At 40.6% G+C, this 21,937-nt stretch carries 12 protein-coding genes and 1 pseudogene; 10 read left to right on the top strand and 3 right to left on the bottom strand.

From position 1 onward, the window contains the following. Nucleotides 1-32: 32 nt before the first annotated feature. The 5 genes from GD631_RS00500 to GD631_RS00480 are packed head-to-tail and all read left to right on the top strand — an operon-like array spanning nt 33 to nt 8,266. Entirely contained in the window at nt 33-2,849 is a 2,817-nt protein-coding gene (locus GD631_RS00500; RefSeq protein ID WP_185911544.1) for a SusC/RagA family TonB-linked outer membrane protein, read from the top strand. Between the two features lie 28 nt (nt 2,850-2,877). After that, nucleotides 2,878-4,599 carry a RagB/SusD family nutrient uptake outer membrane protein gene (locus tag GD631_RS00495; protein ID WP_143257688.1) on the top strand — a complete coding sequence of 574 codons (1,722 nt, stop codon included), beginning with the start codon at nt 2,878-2,880 and terminating at the stop codon, nt 4,597-4,599. A gap of 29 nt (nt 4,600-4,628) precedes the next feature. After that, entirely contained in the window at nt 4,629-5,213 is a 585-nt protein-coding gene (locus tag GD631_RS00490; RefSeq protein WP_143257689.1) for a DUF1735 domain-containing protein, read from the top strand. A gap of 1 nt (nt 5,214) precedes the next feature. Further along, on the top strand, nt 5,215-6,531 hold the full coding sequence (locus GD631_RS00485) for a right-handed parallel beta-helix repeat-containing protein (RefSeq protein WP_143257690.1): 1,317 nt from the start codon (nt 5,215-5,217) through the stop codon (nt 6,529-6,531). Between the two features lie 34 nt (nt 6,532-6,565). After that, complete coding sequence (locus tag GD631_RS00480; protein WP_185911543.1) at nt 6,566-8,266, top strand: Ig-like domain-containing protein; 1,701 nt, start codon at nt 6,566-6,568, stop codon at nt 8,264-8,266. Between the two features lie 240 nt (nt 8,267-8,506). Here GD631_RS00480 and GD631_RS00475 read toward each other — a convergent pair whose 3' ends face one another. Continuing rightward, on the bottom strand, nt 8,507-9,502 hold the full coding sequence (locus GD631_RS00475; protein WP_143257692.1) for an IS110 family RNA-guided transposase: 996 nt from the start codon (nt 9,500-9,502) through the stop codon (nt 8,507-8,509). 221 nt (nt 9,503-9,723) lie between these two features. Beyond that, nucleotides 9,724-10,447 (bottom strand): annotated as a pseudogene (locus tag GD631_RS00470) (transposase); the annotation flags it as partial. A 225-nt stretch (nt 10,448-10,672) separates the two neighbouring features. Between GD631_RS00470 and GD631_RS00465 the strand changes: the two are divergent. The 5 genes from GD631_RS00465 to GD631_RS00445 all read left to right on the top strand — a co-directional run bounded on the left by GD631_RS00465 (nt 10,673) and on the right by GD631_RS00445 (nt 21,094). Beyond that, entirely contained in the window at nt 10,673-12,040 is a 1,368-nt protein-coding gene (locus GD631_RS00465) for a choice-of-anchor Q domain-containing protein (RefSeq protein ID WP_143257693.1), read from the top strand. Between the two features lie 122 nt (nt 12,041-12,162). Then, nucleotides 12,163-14,379 (top strand): glucosidase family protein, encoded by a 2,217-nt coding sequence (locus GD631_RS00460; protein WP_143257694.1) that lies wholly within the window; start codon nt 12,163-12,165, stop codon nt 14,377-14,379. Nucleotides 14,380-14,459: 80 nt separating this feature from the next. Next, on the top strand, nt 14,460-15,938 hold the full coding sequence (locus GD631_RS00455; RefSeq protein WP_143257695.1) for a right-handed parallel beta-helix repeat-containing protein: 1,479 nt from the start codon (nt 14,460-14,462) through the stop codon (nt 15,936-15,938). A gap of 420 nt (nt 15,939-16,358) precedes the next feature. Then, nucleotides 16,359-16,556: a hypothetical protein gene (locus tag GD631_RS00450; protein ID WP_143257696.1), complete on the top strand. Its 198-nt coding sequence runs from the start codon at nt 16,359-16,361 to the stop codon at nt 16,554-16,556. A gap of 395 nt (nt 16,557-16,951) precedes the next feature. Then, a complete protein-coding gene (locus GD631_RS00445; protein ID WP_185911542.1) occupies nt 16,952-21,094 on the top strand; it encodes a hybrid sensor histidine kinase/response regulator transcription factor in 4,143 nt (1,380 codons plus the stop codon). A gap of 97 nt (nt 21,095-21,191) precedes the next feature. On the opposite strand, the gene pyrH is transcribed toward GD631_RS00445, so the two are convergent. After that, the gene (gene pyrH, locus GD631_RS00440; protein ID WP_004299207.1) at nt 21,192-21,902 is read right to left on the bottom strand and encodes a UMP kinase; all 711 of its coding nucleotides are present in this window, start codon (nt 21,900-21,902) and stop codon (nt 21,192-21,194) included. Nucleotides 21,903-21,937 lie beyond the last annotated feature (35 nt).

Genomic DNA, 21,937 nt, shown 5'->3' with positions numbered 1-21,937 from the left:
TAGTAGGTTAAATATCGTATAGAAGTATGACAATGAAATATAGAAATTTTATAATGCGGCTTCTCCCCGTTTGTCTGTTGATTCCTTCAACGGTACAGGCACAACAGGAGCGTGTTGCTGCGGATTGGATGAAGAAAGATTCAATTGTTGTAACCCAATTGGGTGAAATCTCTCCTTGGAAAGTAACCGGTGCCATGTCAACGGTAAAAGGTTCTAAACTGGAAAAGTCATTTACGCAAAATGTGATGAATACATTGTATGGGGAAATTCCCGGACTGACTGTGATGCAAGGAAGCGGTGAGCCGGGTAGTGACTCGCCCACTATGAATGCCCGCGGATTTAATACATTCAGTACAACAGACCGTTCGGTTCTAGTAATTGTAGATGGTTTCGAGTCTACATTCGATCAGTTGGCTGTGCAGGAGATAGAATCCATTACCTTATTGAAAGATGCGGCGGCAGCTGTTGTCTATGGTATGCGTGGTGCAAATGGGGTATTGTTAGTGACTACTAAAAAAGGATCGGTAAAACCTTTGGAAGTGAACTTTAGCGCACAGTTGGGCTTTAACACACCTTTCCATACACCCAAATATTTGGATTCGTATAATTATGCGAAACTTTATGATGAAGCTCGTGCCAATGACGGATTGGATCCCGTTTATACAGGAACTGATGCGATGGATGCATATAAAACAGGGAGTAACCGTTATTTGTATCCCAATGTCGATTGGTATGATGAGGTACTGAAGAAAAGCTCGATATTACAGAACTATAATCTGAATTTCAGTGGTGGAAATGAAATCATCCGATATTTTGCGTTATTGAATGTCTCGGATAACAGCGGTTTCTTTAAGGGAACAGACCGTAAGCGTGAAACAAGTTCCAACAGTAAGTACACTTGCTATAACATTCGGGCGAATGTAGATGTGAATATCACGGAAAATCTATCAGCCGAGATGAGACTGGCTGCTAATATTCAGGATCAGTCGGGACCTGCCGGTGGTGCGTGGAACGTATATAACAAACTGTCATTGTTGCCCCCGAACGCTTTTCCTGTGCGCAATCCGAATGGGTCGTTTGGTGGAAACGAGACATTCAGCAATCCGGTGGGTGATTTGACTGAAACGGGTTACAATTCTTACAATGCACGTAATATTCAGTCCAACTTGCGTATACGCTACGATTTGGACGCATTGACGAAGGGATTAAGCATCTCGGCTGCTTTCTCGTTCAACAACTACTTTATAGGTCATTACAATAAGAGTAAGAAGTATCCTTATTATGCTTTGGCTATGTCCGGAGATGAATACGTCTACAACGGGTATAGTGAGAAAACGCCTATGTCGATAGATGACTCACAATCTGACCAATGGCGCAATACAACTTATGAGGCTACGATTGACTATAGCCGCATCTTTAGGAATTGCCATAGTGTGGATGCTAATGTGGCATTCTTCACGCAGGAAATGTATAAACTTACAGACAGTGGTCTTAGAGATAACCAATTCCCCTATAAGAATGTAGGAATACGTGGTCGTGTTTCGTATGGTTATGATCAGCGGTATGTCGGGGAAGTCGCTTTCGCGTACGAAGGTTCCGATCTTTATGCGCGTGGCAATCGATTCGGACTTTTTCCTGCCGTATCATTGGGTTGGATTGTTTCTAATGAAGATTTTCTGAAAGGAAACGACCTTCTGACTTTCTTGAAAGTGAGAGGCTCTTACGGAACAGTAGGAAACGCTGCCATTGTTGGTAGTAAAAGGTATGCTGATACACAGGATTATAAATATAGTGCCGGTTACTATAAAGGTTTTACACAAACATCGGTATCAGGTCTTATGGAAGACGTTGCAGCCGATCCTGACAGAACTTGGGAGAGTGAGAAGAGATTGAATATAGGCGTTGACGCTACACTTTGGAATAAATTGGATGTAAGTTTGGATTATTTTTGCCATAAGCGTTCCGATATATTGGTATCTCCTACAGGAGCAATTCCGGGTCTCTTGGGTATGACATTCTCTACACTCAATATGGGAAAGACAACGAACAAAGGTTTTGAGGCTTCATTGAGATACAGTGGTGCTTTAAATAACGGACTGGAGTATTATGCGCAAGGTAATTTCTGGTATGCCAAGAACAAGATAGACTATATGGCAGAGGAATACCGTATCTATCCGTATCAATTGAGAACCGGACAGGCGTTGGATCAGGGATTTGGTCTGGTAGCTTTGGGACTGTTTAGGGATGAGGATGATATTAAAAACTCACCAACGCAGACTTTTGGTGATGTGCGTCCCGGTGATATTAAATACAAGGATATGAACGGTGATAAACAAATTGACGATCAGGATGCTTGTCCTATTGGGTATACAGGTACACCGCAATATTCCGCCAGTTTGACTTTAGGATTGAAATATAAGGGCTTTGATTTTGAAACCATGTTCTATGGGGTAGGTAACCGGACGGTGTATTTGTCCGGAAGTACTTATTGGGCTTTCCAAAACCAGTATGCGGCTCCCGAGTCTGCTTTAAACCGTTGGACGGAAGCAACCAAGGAGACTGCTATTTATCCGAGACTGTCTACGCAAGCGAATCCGAATAATACGAAATATTCTTCATTCTGGCAGGAAAATGGTTCTTTCTTGAAGCTAAGATATGTAGAAGTCGGATACACTTTGCCGGAGAAGTGGAGCAAAGCTGTTTATGCAGATAAAATTCGTTTCTTCTTGAATGGTACTAATTTATTCAGCCTGCATCATTTGCATGATATGAGCAATGCGGATCCGGAAGGTCTTTCGGGAGTTCCTGCCATGCGAACAGTAAGTGCCGGTGTGAAACTGCAGTTCTGATGTGTTTAATTTCTAAAAAGTGAAAGAAATGAAAAAGAAAATATTACTATTTATGCTGCCTTGTCTGACTGTGCTGACTTCGTGTGAGGACTATTTGGACAGGGATGTTGAAACAGCTTTGAATGAGACTATCGCGTTTTCATCGTATGAAAACGCGATGAATGTAGCCTATTCTGTATATGGTGATCTTCCTCAGGGATTGTCGGAAATTTGGGGATCCGCATCATCGGCTATGATGGCTGCTGCAACGGATGAGGCTGAATTTACGATTCAAACGCATGCCGTGCAGAAATTCAATACGGGGAGCTGGCTTCCTACTGATATGCCGGATAATCCGCTGAACAGATACTATGCATCCATTCGTAAGGTATATAATTTTTTGGAGAATGCGGATAATATTAACTATGATGACGTACGTGATAATCCTTCACAACCGGGTACTTATGAGGCTCGGTTGAAAGATGTCCAACAACTGAAATATGAAGTGTTGTTGTTGCGCGCATTCTATATGTTCGAATTGATAAAACGCTATGGTGGTGTGCCAATTGTAAAAGAAAAGCTAAAATTGGATACCGATTATTCTACCTTGAAACGTAACACCTTGGAAGAATGTGTAAATGAGATTATTTATTGGTGTGATGAGGTGTCTAAAGAAGGTGCATTGCCGGTTAAGCAACCGGATGCTGAACTCGGACGCCTAACGGCAGGGGCTGCAAAAGCGCTGAAAAGCCAAGTATTACTTTTTGCGGCAAGTGAATTGTGGAATAATCCGTCTTGGGCAAGTGGCTATGCGCATCCTGAATTGATTTCGTTACCGGCAGGAGATCGGAATGCTCGTTGGAAAGCTGCGGCGGATGCGGCAAAGGCGGTCATTGATATGTCAGGTGAAGCCGGTTACGCACTAGATACCTATGCCAACTTATTTGGAACAACCGCCTTCAGAAGTAAGGAAATCATTTTCTGTCGTCGGGATGCGGCAAGCAATTCTTTTGAAAAGGTGAATTTGCCGATCAGCTATGATTTAGTAACGGGAGGAAATTGCCCTTCCCAAAATCTGGTGGATGCTTTTCAGGTAAAAGTAAATGCGTCGGCATCGGAAAATTTTGACTGGTCGAATCCCACACACAAGGCGAATCCTTATGAAAACAGAGATTCACGTCTGAAGGCATTCATATTGGTAAATAATGAGTGGTTTAAGGAGCGCAATGTGGAGATATGGGCAGGCGGACGAGATGGAGCAGGAGTACGTAATGCGACTCCTACCGGATATTATATTAAAAAGTTCGTATATCAATGGTCCAATTTGACTAAAAATGAAACGTCTGTTCATACGTGGATCTATACTCGTCTTGCCGAAATTTATCTAAATTATATAGAGGCATTGAATGAATATAAGCCGGGCGACAGTGATATTAAAAAGTATTATGATTTGATTCGTAGCCGTGCGGATATGCCGGGACTGCCCGCTGGTTTGTCGCAGGATGAGGTTCGGAAACTGATCAGGCAAGAGCGCTTTGTTGAACTTTGTTTTGAGGGTAAACGTTGGTTTGATCTTCGTCGCTGGATGGACGAGGAAACATTGAAGCAACCATTACGCAAAGTTGATATCACTAAGCAACCTAACGGTGGCTTTACGTATGTTGCTGGAAAGTTGGAAGACAGGTCCTTTGAGAAGAAGATGTATTTCTACCCGATTCCGCAGAGTGAACTAAACAAGTTGCCTGATTGGGAACAAAATCCGTTATGGTAATGAAATGTATTTTATAAAGTGTGACGAATATGAAAAAGAATATACTTTTTATGCTAATATGCGGCTGGGTGTTAGCGACGACTTTTGCTTCATGCGGCTATGATGAATATGCCGATGCCGATTATCCGGAAACGACGATATATCAACCAATGGCATTGGAACCTGTTTGGAATATTGACGCTCCGAATCCGGAGAATCCTTCTCTTGTAACCCCCGGCGGGACAAAAAGATATGAGATCGATAAAGCCAATAATAAGTTTATTGTATTGTTGGGTGTGGTTCAGTCGGGGATTGAATTCAAAGCATCCACAGTGGATATATCAATAGATCATTCCATTGTCAATACCATGATAATGGACGGGCGTTTGCCGATTGGAACTTTACCTTTGCCAGCGTCGGCATATTCAATTCCTTCATCAGTTAATATGGTTTCAAATGCTGCATCTACTCCTTTTCAGATGGTTATTGATTTAAATGTACTGACGGGTGTTAATGCCGGGAAAAAGTTTGCAGTTGCTGTAAAAATATCGAGTTCGTCTGTTGCGACTAATGATGATTTAGACACAGCAGTGATATGTATTGATACAAATTTTATTCAGGGTATAATCAAATAATATGAAACAAATATATTACAGTGTTATATTATGTTGCTCTTTGTTAGTAGCAGGTTGCGGTGGCGATGACCCGATATTAGATGCCGGATCGGGATCGAATACAAACTCAAAACCTACGGAGAGCGTTTACTATGTGTCTCCAGAAGGTTCAGATAGCAATAATGGCAAAGCTGCGGCTTTTCCTTTTAAAAGTTTCGATAAGGTTTTGTCGGTTATAAGACCGGGAGATGTGGTGAACTTAATGAACGGAACGTATGAGTCTGTTGCTAAACCAGTGATCGCTTTAAAGCGTGAACACTCCGGTACTGAAGAAAAGTATATTACTTTCAAAGCGATGGAAGGTCATAAACCTAAAATCTTAGCGGGTGGTGTAGGTGTGTGGAATGCGGTAGTAATTGATGCTTCTTACATTATTTTCGATGGTATCGAATTCGAAGGTTATAATCAGCGTCTCAATTATGACGATGCGTATAATATGTACCAAACTTGGTTAGATGGAACTATAAAATATGATCAGGCGGCCGTTTACAATACAAACGCCATTTCCATAGGTAGCGGAGAACTGTGTCACCATGTGATTATACGCAACTGTATCGTACACGATTTTCCAGGTGGCGGATTAGGTGCGGGGCAGTCCGATTATATAACCTTTGAAAACAATGTAGTCTATAACAATGCTTGGTATACGATGTATGCCTGTAGTGGAATCAGTGTGATTGTTCCCTATAACAGCGATAATAAGACTGATTACAAAATTAAAATAATCGGTAATTACTGTCACTCCAACAAAACGATGATACCTTGGAATAGTACCAAAAATCTTTCTGATGGAAATGGTATTATTATTGATATTAACAATCGTGCTAGCGACATGATAAAAGATACTGACCCAAGGCCTTATATGGGGCGTACGCTGGTGCAGAATAACATAAGTGTGAATAACGGTGGGTCGGGCATTCACTCTTTTAAGGCTAATCATGTGGACATTTTCAATAACACTGCCTACCACAACGGTATGGTAGTGGGGTATGCCGATATCCACTCTAACCAGTGTACAGACGTGAATATTAAAAACAACATTATGTACGCTCGTGAAGGTAACAAGTGTAATGAGAAGCCCGGTAATGATACCGAAGTTTATGACTATAATGTCTATTTTGGAGGAACTGTGGCACATAAAGGGCCAAACGATATTGTAGGCGACCCTATGTTTGTCAACCTCAGTCTGGATCGTGAGGCTGCCGATTTTCATCTCAAACCGGGTAGCGTAGCTCTCGGATCAGCCTCTAATGGAAAGAATCGTGGAGCCTACGAATGAATTAGAAAGTATAATTTTTATAAATAAAAGAATTATGATAAAGTCGTTTTTTTTAAATATATATATCATGGTCATCTTCTTTTGTTGTGCCACAGTTCTTATTACATCTTGTGGGGACAATGAAGAAACAGTTCCGGTAACCGATGTATCGTTCGATAATCCGACTCTGTTATTGATTGAAGGACAAAAACAAATTCTCAAAGCAATCATTGCTCCCGAGAATGCGACCAATAAAAGCGTTACTTGGAGCAGCAGTTCCACCGGCGTGGCCACTGTGAGTAGTGTGGGTGAGGTAGAAGCTAAAACTGTAGGAACAACTACCATTACTGCGACCACTGTAGACGGTAGTAAGGTTGCTGTCTGCGAGGTTAAAGTAATGAAATCTTTGGTATCTGTTACTAGCGTCAGTCTCAATAAAACCGAGCTTCCTTTGTTGATTGGTGGAAAGGAAACCCTTATCGCTACTATCGTTCCGGACAATGCTACCGTTAAAACCGTTGCATGGACCACAAGCGATGCGGCAGTAGCCAGTGTGAGTCAAACGGGTGAAGTTGAAGCCAGAGCCATAGGATCGGCTACTATTACTGCGACCACACTTGATGGTGAAAAGACAGCGACTTGCGTTGTAACCGTAGATGCTAGTGAATTTACTGTTACTTTCAACACTAACGGTGGTACATCCATTGAAAATGCTGTGATAGAGAAAGGCAATAAACTTAATAAGCCAACCGATCCGACAAAAGAAGGTGGGCTGGACGAAGGATTGTATCCAGGAAAAGTAAATATCGAAATGGGTACTTATACTTTCGGTGGCTGGTATACTGATGAACAGTTGACAATAGCTTATGATTTCGATACTGAAGTAGTAGAGGATTTAACCCTCTATGCTAAATGGGATGTAAATTCGGGTGATTTGCCTGAACCTATAGACTTGGAAAGCATAAATGGAGATAATATCATGGTAAAAGCCATTAATTATTTGAAAAGCCTTTCATTAGACACCCCCGCCGAATATACACTCTTATTGGCAAACAATATCACTTCCAATAATGAATTGTCTTTCAATAACAAGAGCGTTACTCTGCACTTCATGGGAAAAGGCACGGAACGTGTTATCAAGCGCACTATAAATGGCAACGTGTTCACAATAAATGGAGGTACCTTTGTATTGCATAAGAACATTAAAGTCACTGCTGATAATATAGGTAACTACTACGCTTTCAATATACTCGGTGGCGGGCATTTGGTGATGGAGGATGGTGCTAAAATATCCGATATAAAGGGTGCTACAGGTAGAGCCGCAGCTGTTTATGTAACCGATGGTGCTTCAAGCTTTACTATGAATGGAGGCGAAATTTGTAATAATGAACTTGTAGGAGGTAGTGGAAATATCATAGGTGTGGCTGTATGCTTGAACTGGGGTAGTTTCTATATGAAAGGTGGCTTGATTTCTGGTAATAAATTAGAAACCTGCTTTAATACGCATTGCGTGGCAGGTGGTGTAATGGCTATAAGAAGAACGCCATTTATTAAAACCGGTGGAGTTATCGAAAACAATACAGCTGAAATAACCACAGCAGGAGGTGCGGGAAGAACAGGGCAGCAGGTGTTCTGTTTTGCCACAACAGGAGACGGTGGTGCGGCTAACCATAGAAAAGTAGATGACAACCTAAGCAAGGATGATAATTTAAGTAATAAAGAGATGACCAACCCGCTCTGGAAAGTGGTACCGTAAAAGAATAAATTAAGAATAAGGAGAATACCTGGAAAAGGTGGAAGGAGAAGAACTTTTTCAGGACAATTAGAAAAAAGAGGCTGAATTCTAAGTCCCCTCCAAACAATATCTATAAAATCTTACCCAAGTTTACGAACATTAACGTATCCTTGGGTAAGTTCGTATATAGACATAACTACTCTTCAGAAGTGTATAGCTACTCCTAAACCTAAGATGTTTTCGAAGTTAGGGACCTTTTTATTATACGGCTAATGTTACAAATGGAGTCTGCCTTCGTATCACAGCAAAAGACCTTGCTATGATTTTGGCTCTTACAGCATTGATTACAGATGCTTTATGTTTCCCCTCCGCTATTTTCCTTTTATAATATGCTTTCATCTGCGGATCCCAAGAGATGGCAGTAATAGCTGCCCGGGTAAGGTATACTTTTACTTCTTTGTTAGCCAATGAAGAAGTCTGCGTTTTTCCCCGTATGGAAATACCTGAAGTATGTTCAAATGGGGTAACCCCACAATAGCAGGCAAATTTCCTCGGGTTGTCAAATCTTTGAAAATTGTCAGTAACACACAGTAATACAATAGCATTGATAATTCCTATTCCTTTTATACTTCTTAATAGCAAGTAGTTTGTGTAAAGCGATGTACTGACAGCTATTAGTTGCTCCATATCCTCTTCCACCTCCAGGATCTTTTCTTTTATCGACTTGAGCTGCTCTTCCAAAAAAGAAATGGCTTCTGTCGCATTAGCCAACTTAGCCATCTGGGAGAATGTTTCCAATAACTTTATGCTTGATACTTTTTGCTTGACCAAATTGTCACGTATAATAATCCATCCTCGTAGTCTCACCAAGTCTTTGTCAGGCAATTTGTATAACTCCAGTTTTCGATAGTGTAATACCGCATAGTTCGCTATTCTTTTGGCGTCAATGCGGTCATTTTTGCCTCGTTGCAAGCCTATGGACTTCTTGATGGTCAACGGGCAAACCAAAGCCAGGGAAAATCCCATGGAGACACTGGAAACAGATAACTCTGTGACATAACTTCCCATGTTTTCAGCACAGAATAAGAGTTTGGATAAAGAGAGATGATAACCAGCTATCCAATCCAATAAAGATTGGATCCCTTCTGGAGTGTTATCAAAAGACTTGTGAGACAACTCTTTTTCGTCCGCAGACATTAATGATGCATCGAAAGTTTTTTTTCCTACATCAAGACCTACAAAATGAGAATAATTCATAACTTTGTATTTACAGTATTAAACATGAAGGAGAAACAGCTAATACATTTATTAGGTCGTGAACCTACAATTCTAACTGGCCAGGTTCTCCTATTAAGAGAGTTGCAGTCTGATTCAGCCTATAGTCATTTAAGACTAGTGTCAAAGTTAGTTCACTGCAACTCTTCTTTTCAAATATACACTTATATTTTATTGTGATATTTAATACTGCAAATGTAAATGAAGTCTATAATAAATTGGTTTTCAGTACCTATTTGCAAATTATATCCGGGCTTGGTCTGCCCGTTCTTCATGGCGTCTTCTTTCATGCGCATGAATGTGGCATCAGGATCGGTCTTGGAATAGGAGTTACGTTCTCCAAGGGTATCAAGGTGACTGTTGTATTCCATAAGCTTGTCACGATACCCTTCAAGTTCCCTGAGTTGTTTCTTCTTTTCACGAAGGGCTTTCTTCTGCTCCTTATCCTTTGTTGCAGGCTGGCGTTCTAGGGCTTCTTTAAGTTCATTCACTATATCAGAGAAGCATGGCGGGAGTAAATTCAACTGAGGTGTCTTTTACCGAGTTCTCTTGTGCGATAGTTTCATCCACCTGTTTCAAAAGGATGCGAATCTTGTCCAGCAACTTCGCACGGTGCTTTTCAACACTCTTGCGCCAGACAAAAGTATATTTGTTGGCTTTGGACTCAATCTTAGTGCCGTCGATATACTCCACGTCAAGACTGATGAAACCTTTGTCGGCAAGAACAAGAACCAACTGGGTGAATACATGATTTATCTCCTCCTTTACACGGTTACGAAAACGGTTGATCGTGATAAAATCCGGATGCTCATTACCGGAAAGCCAGATATAATGAATGTCACGAAGAAGAAGCTTCTCTATTTTACGGCAAGAATAGATATTGTTCATGTAGGCATAGATAATCACCTTAAGCATCATCTTAGGATGGGGGTTGTGCCAGCATTTTGACACAACCCCTTCTTTCCTATTCTGTCATTTCTTAGATAATAGTAAATAAAATAAAAAAACATATAGGCAAATCTGGATAAACTACTCTTTTAAAATAACGGATAAAACACCAAGTTGAAAGGTAGACACAAATTTGTATACTGTACAGTGGGGTGATGATTTAATAACTCTTATATAGTTCTAAATATTAAAATGAATATTAAAATGAAACGAATTCTAACTCTTATCGTTCTTTTTACCCTGACAATTACTTTTGTACAGGCGCAGGTATGGTACGTAACCGGTGTCGGTAGCGATACCAACGACGGAAAAACAGAAAAAACAGCTTTTCGCACCTTGCAGAAGGCAGCAACTTTGGTACAACCTGGCGATGTAGTACGCATTGGCAATGGCATATACACCGACAAAGATGACTCGAACGGCAGTTCCGTACTGTTGATAAAGAAATCGGGAAGACCCGATGCTTGGATAACTTGGCAAGCTATACCAGGTCATACCCCTGAAATACATCCAGTCGGTTGGGGAGGTATCACGGTAGAAGCCTCATATCACATACTTGAAGGACTTACCGTGATAGGTAAGAATGATTCTATCGCTCTTATACATGCTTTGGCAGATGCGCAAAAGCCCACCCCAAGTGCTGTTTTCAATACAAACGGAATATTCGTCAATGGGCGTAACAACTGTCCAAATGATAAACCGCATCATGTCATTATACGTAATTGTACAGTAGCTAAGTGTGGTGGTGGAATTACCGCTATTGAAACAGATTATGTAACAATTGAGGACTGTAAGGTTTTTGACAATGCGTGGTTCATGCGGTATGCTGGTTCGGGAATTACTTTTCTTAATAACTGGGCTTTCGACGATGCACCCGGTTATCATGTTATCATCCAACGTAACTTGGTGTGGAATAATAAATGCTTTGTTCCTTGGGGAAGAACAGGAAAATTGAGTGATGGCAATGGAATTCTACTCGACGTAACCGATCAAAACGGGCAAGGAGCCACCAATCCCAATGCTGACGCTGTGGTGGAGCAAACTTCTCAGTCTGGAACACAACGAACGGTATCCGATAAAAAAACTTCAAGACCCATCTGGAAGAATCGCTCCTTGATAGCCAACAATGTAAGTGCCTATAACGGGGGATCGGGTATACACACTTTCCGTACTTCTCATGTAGATATTATCAACAATACAACGTATTGGAACGGTACCTCAGTAGATTATCAGGAACTGTTTCCTAATCGTTCACATGACATTGTAATTCTAAATAATATCATCGTTCCCCGTCCCGGTGGAAAAGTGACCTCTAATAATAAGAACACAGACATTCGTTGGGACTATAATATTTATCCTGTAGACCAGAATGTTTTTAAAGGAGAACACGACATTGTTGCTGATCCTCGTTTTGTAAATCCTCATATAAATCTCTCCATCGGAGATTTTAAACTGAAAAAAGGAAGTCCGGCTTTGCATTCCGGTACGGACGACGTGGCGCAGCCTACGGATCATCAAGGAAAGAAACGTCCAAAAGGAGCGGGAAGAGATCGAGGGGCTTTTGAGCAATGACAGGAGGGCGCATAGATGAGCCGATGGTATTGTTTAAAGAGGGTTCGCACATTTAATCCATGGAAAAACAAATGAGACATTGTCTGATATTAGTTCTTATATCTTTTTTATCCTTTTCTTCAATGAAAGGTCAGCAGATTGGAGAATGGACTTCCACAATTCAGGGATTTCCCGCCTACCGATATCTGGGAGATTTGCCTTTTCAGGCACTCGACAATGAAGGCAACGAATCGAATCTGCCTGCGGATCCTTACTTCTTGTTGGGCAACTATCGGTTGGGGCTGTTTACCCATGTCAGTGGTATCTTTCAGTTCATGACGGCGCAGAGAGTCTGGGCGCGTATTAACTTCAATGAGGGGCAGCCAAACTATGGCAGTAATGAGGCTTATGTGATACTCACTCATGGAAAGAAGAGCCAACAGACGGAGCTTGTAGGAGTGAATTCCATTGCATCGGATTCCAAGCGAGTAAAACGCCTCTTTGGAGTAGGGTTTGCTCGTTACGATTATGAGTTGGATGAAGGAGTGTCCTGCACCCGTCTCCTTTCAGTACGCCCCTCCGAGAATATCAATGAGGGAACGCCTTCTTTCCTCATTTCGGTTACTTTGCATAATAGAGGTCAGAAGACCTTGGCGGTGAAGTATGCCGAGAGCATGCCCGTGAATTATGTGAGCATGAACATGCAACTTCATTCACCTTGCGAGCGCCCTATGCGCTATCCTGTAAAATTTGAGGTAGGACAAGATGGCGATAATGCCGTAGCTCGGATAGGAGCTTGTGCCAATCGCTTTTTGGTGTTACCTGAAACAGAATGCCAGCACTACATGTACGATATAAATCCTCCATCGGTATTTATGCATGTCAAAGGTGAGGAGAATATTGACTCATCTGTGCGAGGATATGGAAGCAATGAACTGGAGTCTGTATGCTATCTGTCATTGGCTCCCGGTGAGAGCAGAACCTTGCAAATTGTAATCGGGCTGTTTGATGAAAAAGAGTACGGTTCCGTCGGGCGTCAGGTAGAAAACTTTTTGCGGGATGCTGACGAGACAAACCGTGCGGGAGCTTTCGCCGCATTGTGGAGGACACGTCTGCCCGACCTCACGCAAGAAAAAGATGAAGTGCTTCGTCGGGAGTTGTTGTGGAATGCCCATGCGGTGGAGGCGTCGGCCAAATATAGTGAATACTATCATGAAACATTCATTCCCCAAGGCTCGGTCTATTCTTATCATTTTGGTGATAACATAGCCAATCGCGACCACCTGCAGGCAGCCTTGGGCGCAATCTATTACAATCCTTCATTGGCTAAATCATGCATCCGATATGTCATGAAGCATTCCGAGCGTGACGGTGAGATTAAGAGGGGGAATTCTGGATTCGGTTATACGGTACCGGGTATTTATAAGGAAAGTGACGAGCAGTTGTATATGCTGAATACAGTGGCGGAGTATCTCCGCATAACGACTGATTATGCTTTCTTGGAGGAAGAAATTGAAATCTACCCTGCTGAATGTGGCGTGAAGGAGAAAGTCTTTTCCTTGCTGCAAAAGTATTTTGTTTATCTCAGGGATGAGATACGGACGGGTCCTACTGGGTTGATTCGTCTGCTTAATTCTGATTGGGCTGATAGCTTTCTACATCGTTATTCACCCAACAGATATGAATGGTCGGCAGAATCACATCTCAACAGTGCCATGGCATTAGCTGTCTTTCCTAAATTCATAGATTGTCTGAGAAAGTCGTTGCGGGAAGATGCGCTTGCGTTCGTCCGGGTGTTGGAGGAGTATCGCCTCCAGTTGGAAGCGGATTATATGAATGATTTTGGGGACCGTCTTTTCTCGGCACGCGCTTATCTTGCGTCCGAGCTCCATTTTGGAGTCGATAACGTATGTCTTGAACCGCAATCCTATTTGCTGCAAATCCCGTCTTTGCCAGCGGAACGTAAACAGGTGCTATATTCCTATATAAAACAACGGATTCTGGAACCTGAGAAAATAGGAGTGCGAAACCGTGAGCGTCCGCTTTGGAACATTGAAGGTGGCGAAGACTGTGGCATTTGGTATTCATTGGAATATCCGTTTCTGCTGGGGGTGGCTACTTTTGATAAAGAAGAAGCCTGGCGCTTGTTTCGCCGGTTTTCTTTCGATAACTATGCCAAAAACTATCCTCACTATTGGGTCGGACACTGGACGGCCCCTGATGAGATAAACTCTACGATTTACCGGGAGGGGCTTTATGCGTTCTGGGTTTCATATCCCGATTATCGGCATGTGGTGCAAGGGTATTGTTCACATCCTCATACATGGCCTTTGTTTTGCTATTACAAGTTGAAAGAATAGGTTCGGGGGGATGGAAATAAGTATAAAAGTATATGGGTGTTATAGTTTGGGTTTGTATTGTTTTTTTTATTTAAAATAAGATGAATAAAATACTATTACTTACTTTTGTTTGCTTGTTATTAACGAGCAGTTGTACTTCTGATGATAGTAAAGAGATTATCAAAGAGGAAACTTCAGGTGCTCAACCCCAAGACCCTTCGTTTCAAAATTCTAAAACTTATTATGTGTCATTAACGGGAAACGACAATTATTCCGATGATAAAGCAAAGAATGAATCGACTCCTTGGCGCACAATTCAAAAAGCGGCCAATACGATTGCCGGTGGAGATACTGTAGTCATCTTGGATGGAACTTATCATGAGCAGGTGACGATAGGCGCACGTTGTAGCGGTAATCAGGTAGCTCCTACTCTTTTTGTTGCAAAAAATGAAGGAAAGGTTATTATTGATGACGAACATAATGGCGTATCAGAGCGTTTCACCAGTGTTTTTAAAATAGACAAGGCAAAATATATAAAGATAGAAGGTCTAAAAGTGATAAATTCGAGATGGTATGGCTTTAGTGTAGAGAATTATTGTGATAACATTATTATTAATAAATGTTCTACTTATAACACTCGAGCGTCCGGAATGTATGTGGCAAATGCCTCCAATATGACTATCACAAATAATAATGTGGAGAAAGCATGTCAGGAACATGAACGTGATTCGAATGGGAATGGAAGTCAAGAATGCATCACCTTGGCAAGGACGAATCAATTTGAGATAAGTCATAATGAAGTATATGGTTCTACAGTGGATGGAGCTGCCGGAGGGGAAGGTATTGATACCAAGGGTAGTTCGTATGATGGGAAAATATCGTATAATTATATTCATGATATAGTTCCGTTGGCTATTTATGTGGATGCCGGAAGTAGAGAATCTAGTAATATAAGAGTATTTGGTAATAAGGCGATTAATACGGGAGGGCTTGCTGTCGCGGGCGAACTAGGTGGACATGCTGATAACATATATTATTATAATAATGTGATAGTAAATAGTAAACTGTCCGGATTTGTATTTCAAAATGTTCAAAACGGGAAGTTTACGAATATTTATATTGTTAATAATACCTTTTATAACACCAACACCACTAGTGGGTTTGGTGGAGAGATCGCTAATTACAGCAAAAATGAGGAAAATGAAAACTTAGTGATTAAAAACAATCTCTTTTTCAATGAAGCAAATAAACAAAGATTTTCAATATGGCACGAAGTGGCTGCTCCGCATGATATCAGTCATAATCTCTATTGCTATTTTAAACCGGGCAATTCCGGGGGAGTTAATAGTTTTACAGAGAGCAATCTGACCAGTAATGATATACTTAACCAAGATCCTTTGTTTGTAAATGGTAGTGAGTATAACTTTAATTTGCAGGTTTCTTCTCCTGCAATAAATAGAGCTGTCCCCATCACACTGCTTGGCAGTGAAGAATTGCTGTTTGATACAGATTATAATGGAAAGAAAAGAGATCCCTCTAATTGGGATATAGGTGCATTTGAATATTCTGTGGAAAATTAATGGTCAATAGCAAAATTTCGTTGATAAAAACAGAAAGGATGAGTTAAGTTAACCCACCATAGCATTTTATTTAGGTAGTTGGAACATATCCCCATTAGCTATAATGATATAGCATTCTTAGGCAAAGTGAAAGAGATGGTGAAAAGTGAAGGGGATTGATAACCCCTCTAGAGTTATTTTTTTTAACAGATGATCTTGTTCTTGAAAAAAGATCCCGAAATGCAATTTTGCAGTGCCTCGGGAATCATTTATATGCCTTTACGAATTTTATCGGACTGCAATAATTGTAAATCTGTCAGTGGAGGAAAAGAACTCATTGCTTTATGTTAATTCTTTCCAAAAGGCTATAGGAGTATTTATGTTTGTGTACTCTTTATAGCTAAAGGGAAAACATTGGAAAGAATTAGACTCATGGTAAATATGGATAAGAATATACCTCCGAATAAATATGATATAGATGCATTGTTTATGGTTTCGGACAAAGAGATCTTAGAAATGCCGGTCTCTTTCGAAGTGTTGGAGGATGCTGAAGCTGCGCGAGAAAGGGTGTTTGATGAAATTTTAAAAAGAATTGAAATAGAAACTGATCTCAAGGAGGATGTTATATCCTGTTTGTAGCAATTGATATCTTCGATTAATGACTAATAAAACTTATTTCCAATGAGAATACTTAAAAGGATAATATTCTTCGTCGCTTTGTTTGGGGACTGCCATTGGGCGTTTCTGTATCTACGGAGGAATCCGTCGATGCGGTTGCTTATGGCTTCTCGCCTGACGCGAGTGTCGTAGATAATACGAAAGCACTTCAGAAAGCTGTAAAGCGAGGGGAACGATTTTGGTAAATCAATCATCTATGAAGAAGATTACCGGTGGGTGGCGTGAAGGTGTGTGGACTTTTCAGCTTAATTGAAAGAACTAAAAAAGGACTTCTGATACTCTCCTAAATAAAAATCATCGGACAGATGGCTATTTGTTTTTTATATGTATATTTGTATCGAAGAAGTGATTTAATTATGAGAGTTAACCTTATAGATATATTGATTTGTCTGTTCTGTCTGGTGAAGACTGAATTTCGTTCAAAACGGACTTTTGTCTATTTCTTTATGTTGGCTTTCTGTTTATATCCGTATGCTCAGAATCAACCTCTGAAATTCAAACATTTAACCATTTCCAACGGTCTTTCAAACAGTTATATTACCGATATCTTGCAGGATAGAAGAGGATATATTTGGATTGGGACAACTGACGGACTAAACCGTTTTGACGGTTACGACTTTAAGATATATAAACGGAATCCTTTCGACAAGACTAGCATTGGCGGCAATAATATACGTTGTTTGTATGAAGACAGTCATGGCAATCTTTGGGTGGGTCTATTGAACGGCATCGTCAGTAAGTTCAATCCAGAGGTGGAGAAGTTTACAAATTACACATGTGTCTTGGAAGATTCAAAAGTTTTGGGTGCTGGAGATATATCCGGAATAGTAGAAGATAAAGACGGTTTGTTTTGGATAGCTGTGGACCGGAAAGGTTTTGTCTGTCTAAACCCGGATACAGGCGACTTTTCTTGCTATGAGTCGGATCCTAATAACAGCAACAGCCTTTCACATAATGCCACTACTTCCATTGCGATAGCCCGTGACGGTTGTATATGGATTACGACTTGGGGAGGCGGATTGAATCGTTTTGACCCGAAGACAAAGATGTTTACGTACTATATGAATTCTCCGAACATCTCGGAAGATGTGCCATGCAGGCATTTGACATGCCAATATCATGATCGCTACGGTAATGTATGGATTGGGACGGATCATAGCGGACTCTTTTGTATAAATCCTGAGACAAAAGAGTGGAAACAATACACTCATATCAATGGAGATTCCAAAAGCCTGAGTCATGAAACAGTGACGGGCATTGTAGAAGATACTAATGGGGATATGTGGATAACTACACAGGGCGGTGGAATCTCCATTTTTGAAAGAAAGAAACAAGAGTTCAGGCATATTGTTGCAGGAAAAGGTGATTGGAATCTTTTGACGAACAGCGTGACTTGTGCATATCGAGATCGATCTGGTTCCATGTGGGTTGGGACATGGAATGGTATACACTTCTATAATCCATTGATGATGAAGTTTAATACATATAACATCAAAGATTGGGATGAAGAATCGAAAGACGGATATATTTTCTCTATTTTGAAAGATAAAAGCGGACAAATCCTAGTCAAAGGACGGAACAAATTGATAAGTTTTAATGAAAAAACAAATGAAGTAAAGGCTGTGGACTACACAAATCTTCGATATGAGAAAATTTGGAAAATCGTAATGTTTGAAGACAGTAAGGGGAATTTGTGGTTTGGCTATAGTCATAACAAAATAGGTAAATATGATTTAATAGAGAAGAGTTATGAAGAGATAACAATGCAGTCTCCATGGAAGAATTGTGTTCCTTTTAGATCTGTCAATGCCTTTTATGAAGATGTTGACGGATCTATATGGATAGGAACAGAAATAGGAGCGCTAAACTACAATCCGCAGACCAAAGTGTTTACCCCGTTGTTCCAGAGCAAGAATTTGATTTATCCGGAAGAAAAAGTGACTGTTATTGTTCGCGACAGCTATGGGGAACTTTGGCTGGGGACAGAGGGGGGGCTGAAGCATTATGGCTTAGATGGTACGTTAGTTGCTAACTATGAGGTAAATCCTGAAGACAATAAATCAATTAGTGATAATGTCATTACTTCCATTCACGAAGATAAGAATAAGACGTTGTGGATTGGAACGAAGGGTGGCTTGCATCGTTTTAACAGAGCGGACAGTTCCTTTTCTTTGATAACTCGCCCGGGTGAGGTAGTGGGAGATGTGGTAATGGGTATTGTAGAAGATGAGTCAAACAATCTGTGGATTAGTTCTACTATTGGTGTGATACAGTTCAACTACTTGTTACATACATTCCGTGTGTTCAACGAAAATGATGGTTTGCAAAGTAATGAGTTTAACCAAGGAGTCTTTTCCAAAGGTAGAGACGGGGAAATACTTTTTGGAGGAATCAACGGCTTTAATAGTTTTAATCCCGATTCAATTAAGAAAAATACAATAGTGCCTGCCGTTTATATCACAGATTTTCAGATATTTAATCAATCTGTTGTCCCTGGCGATAATTCGGTATTGAAACTTCCTGTGGAACAGACACGGAAAATCGTGTTGAAGCATTGGCAGTCTATGTTCTCTTTTCAGTTTGTAGCTTTGAACTATCTCTCACCGGGGAAAAACCAATATGCTTACAAGTTGGAGGGGTTTGATAATCAGTGGATTTATACAAAGTCTGATAAAAGATACGCTACTTATACAAATCTTCCGCCGGGAAATTATGTATTCAAAGTGAAGGCGGCTAACAATGACGGAGTATGGAATGAAGAAGGAGCGGAGATTAAGGTGGTTATTTTACCTCCTTTGTGGAAAACGTGGTGGGCATACCTTATTTATTTTTCGTTGTTTGTCGGTTTCTTTATTTTCATTCTCTATTACTTTGTGAACAGAGAAAAGATCAAAGCAAAGATTGAGCTGGAACGTCTGGAAGCGAAGCGGCAGCATGAGGCGGATGAATTGAAACTGCAACTGTTTGCCAATATATCCCATGAGTTCCGAACAAGTCTTACCTTGATATTGGGTCCTTTGGAACATATTATGGTCAAGGTGAAGGACCGGAATGACAAATCCTTGTTGGAAGTCATGCACCGGAATGCCAGTCGTCTGATGCGTTTAATCAATCAGTTGCTAGACTTTAGGAAGATAGAAGCCAATAAGTTGTCGGTTCAACTTGTTACTCAAGATATTATTCCTTTTCTTAAGGAGGTCTTTGAAATATTCAAATTCCATGCTGAACAAAGGAATGTGACTTATTCTTTCAGTTCATCGTTTGATAAACTGGTGATAGACTTTGATAAGGATAAGGTGGATAAGATATTGTACAATTTACTGTCGAATGCTTTTAATTATACGGATGAGGGAGGGCATATCTCTGTTATTTTGGATCAAGCCCAAGAGAAAGGGAAAATGTATGTATCCATTAAAGTGGTTGATGATGGAGTAGGGATACCGGCAGAGTCTTTGGAGAAACTTTTTACGATCTTCTATCAGATCAACGAGAAGAGAATAAAAAATAGAGGTGGAACAGGGCTTGGTCTGAATATGACTAAAGAATTGATACATCTGTTGGGTGGTCATATTTATGTGGATAGCGAGCAGGATAAGGGCTCTACCTTTACCGTTTTGCTTCCAATATCTAATTCAAGTTTCGTTTCTTCCGGAAAGACTGAAGAAGTGGTTCCATCTGTAGAGGGAATTGAGGTAGAGAAAGCGGTGGACGTTCAGGAAGAATCATCGAGATGCAGTGATGGCGGTCTCATTTTGGTGGTGGAAGATGATAGTGATATGCGTTTATTTATAAAGTCTATATTGATTCCGGAGTTCAGAATTATTGAGGCAGTAAATGGAATGGACGGAATGGAGAAAGCATTAGAATATATCCCAGATATAATTATTAGTGATGTAATGATGCCAGAAATGGATGGAACAGAACTTTTGGAGAAAATAAAGAGTGATGAACGTATTAATCATATTCCAGTCATTTTATTGACTGCTCTAAATGAAGAGCGGCAGATATTGAAGAGTTTTTATGTGGGAGTAGATGATTATATCACCAAGCCTTTCAGTGCTCCTATACTTAAAGCACGTGTTAGCAATATTTTATCCAACAGAAGAAAATGGTGGGAGAAGTATGCAACTCTGAAAGGACAGCAGGACAGTGTAAGCAACGATTATGAGGGAAAATACATCAATCCATTTGTGCAAAAGATGACGGAAATAATATGGGAAAATATGGCAGATCCAGATTTTAATCTGGAAATTCTTTCTTCAGAACTCTGTATGAGTTCTTCGCAATTAGCGCGAAAGACAAAAGCGTTAATGGGCATAACCCCTTATAACTTTATTATAAAGACAAGAATGGATTATGCTGTAAATGAGATGAAACATACTGACAAGACTATTGCCGAAATCGCTTTTGATTGCGGTTATCAGGAAAAATCTAATTTTAGCCGCGCATTCACTAAATATTTTGGAATGAGCCCTATGCAGTATAGGAAAACGATATAATAATTTAATCCTTGCATGTTTGTTATATTAATCTCGTACACATAATAGTTGAAGTTTGCTATTACGTGTACGGGATTTAGTACAGTGTATTTTAGAATTAGTTATGTACTAACGTACCTATCTCTTCTCCACTGATAACTTTCTTTAGGTTGCCTACTGTGTCCATATCAAATACGACGATTGGCAGATTGTTTTCTTTGCACATACAAGTCGCTGTCAAATCCATGACTTTCAGACCACGTTTCAGTACTTCATCGTATGTAATATCGTCGAATTTGGTAGCGGTAGGATCTTTTTCGGGATCAGCTGTGTAAATACCATCTACACGAGTACCTTTCAGCATAACGTCTGCTTCGATTTCTATACCTCTAAGTGAAGAACCGGTGTCAGTAGTAAAGAAAGGATTTCCCGTTCCAGCGGACATAATGACCACTTCGCCGTTCTCCATACATTCGATAGCTTTCCATTTACTGTAGAATTCGCCGATAGGTTCCATCCGTACTGCTGTCAACACACGTGCCTTTACGCCGGTAGCCACAAGAGCAGAACTTAGAGCGAGACTGTTGATAACGGTAGCCAACATTCCCATTTGGTCACCCTTCACACGGTCAAAACCTTTATTGGCTCCGCTTAGTCCGCGAAATATATTGCCTCCTCCGATAACGATACCAATCTGTACCCCTTGCTGGTGGATCTCTTTGATTTGTTCAGCATATTCTGCCAGTCTTTTTTCGTCAATGCCGTATTGCTTTTCGCCCATTAAGCTCTCTCCACTAAGCTTTAGTAAGATTCTTTTATACTTTGCCATACCTTTTGCTTTTTATTGTTTGCCGCAAATATAGA

It is taken from the genome of Bacteroides luhongzhouii, assembly GCF_009193295.2.
Classification (GTDB): domain Bacteria; phylum Bacteroidota; class Bacteroidia; order Bacteroidales; family Bacteroidaceae; genus Bacteroides; species Bacteroides luhongzhouii.
Note: the sequence above shows the minus strand (reverse complement) of the source record. Positions and strands in the feature narration are given on the sequence as shown.

Bases quoted from the DNA above. Each gene is read 5' to 3' on its own strand.
- GD631_RS00500 (WP_185911544.1), top strand. From the start codon at position 33: ATGAAATATAGAAATTTTATAATGCGGCTTCTCCCCGTTTGTCTGTTG.
- GD631_RS00475 (WP_143257692.1), bottom strand. From the start codon at position 9,502: ATGAATTATTCTCATTTTGTAGGTCTTGATGTAGGAAAAAAAACTTTC.
- GD631_RS00465 (WP_143257693.1), top strand. From the start codon at position 10,673: ATGAAACGAATTCTAACTCTTATCGTTCTTTTTACCCTGACAATTACT.
- GD631_RS00495 (WP_143257688.1), top strand. From the start codon at position 2,878: ATGAAAAAGAAAATATTACTATTTATGCTGCCTTGTCTGACTGTGCTG.
- pyrH (WP_004299207.1), bottom strand. From the start codon at position 21,902: ATGGCAAAGTATAAAAGAATCTTACTAAAGCTTAGTGGAGAGAGCTTA.
- GD631_RS00480 (WP_185911543.1), top strand. From the start codon at position 6,566: ATGATAAAGTCGTTTTTTTTAAATATATATATCATGGTCATCTTCTTT.
- GD631_RS00490 (WP_143257689.1), top strand. From the start codon at position 4,629: ATGAAAAAGAATATACTTTTTATGCTAATATGCGGCTGGGTGTTAGCG.
- GD631_RS00445 (WP_185911542.1), top strand. From the start codon at position 16,952: ATGAGAGTTAACCTTATAGATATATTGATTTGTCTGTTCTGTCTGGTG.
- GD631_RS00485 (WP_143257690.1), top strand. From the start codon at position 5,215: ATGAAACAAATATATTACAGTGTTATATTATGTTGCTCTTTGTTAGTA.
- GD631_RS00450 (WP_143257696.1), top strand. From the start codon at position 16,359: ATGGATAAGAATATACCTCCGAATAAATATGATATAGATGCATTGTTT.
- GD631_RS00460 (WP_143257694.1), top strand. From the start codon at position 12,163: ATGAAAGGTCAGCAGATTGGAGAATGGACTTCCACAATTCAGGGATTT.
- GD631_RS00455 (WP_143257695.1), top strand. From the start codon at position 14,460: ATGAATAAAATACTATTACTTACTTTTGTTTGCTTGTTATTAACGAGC.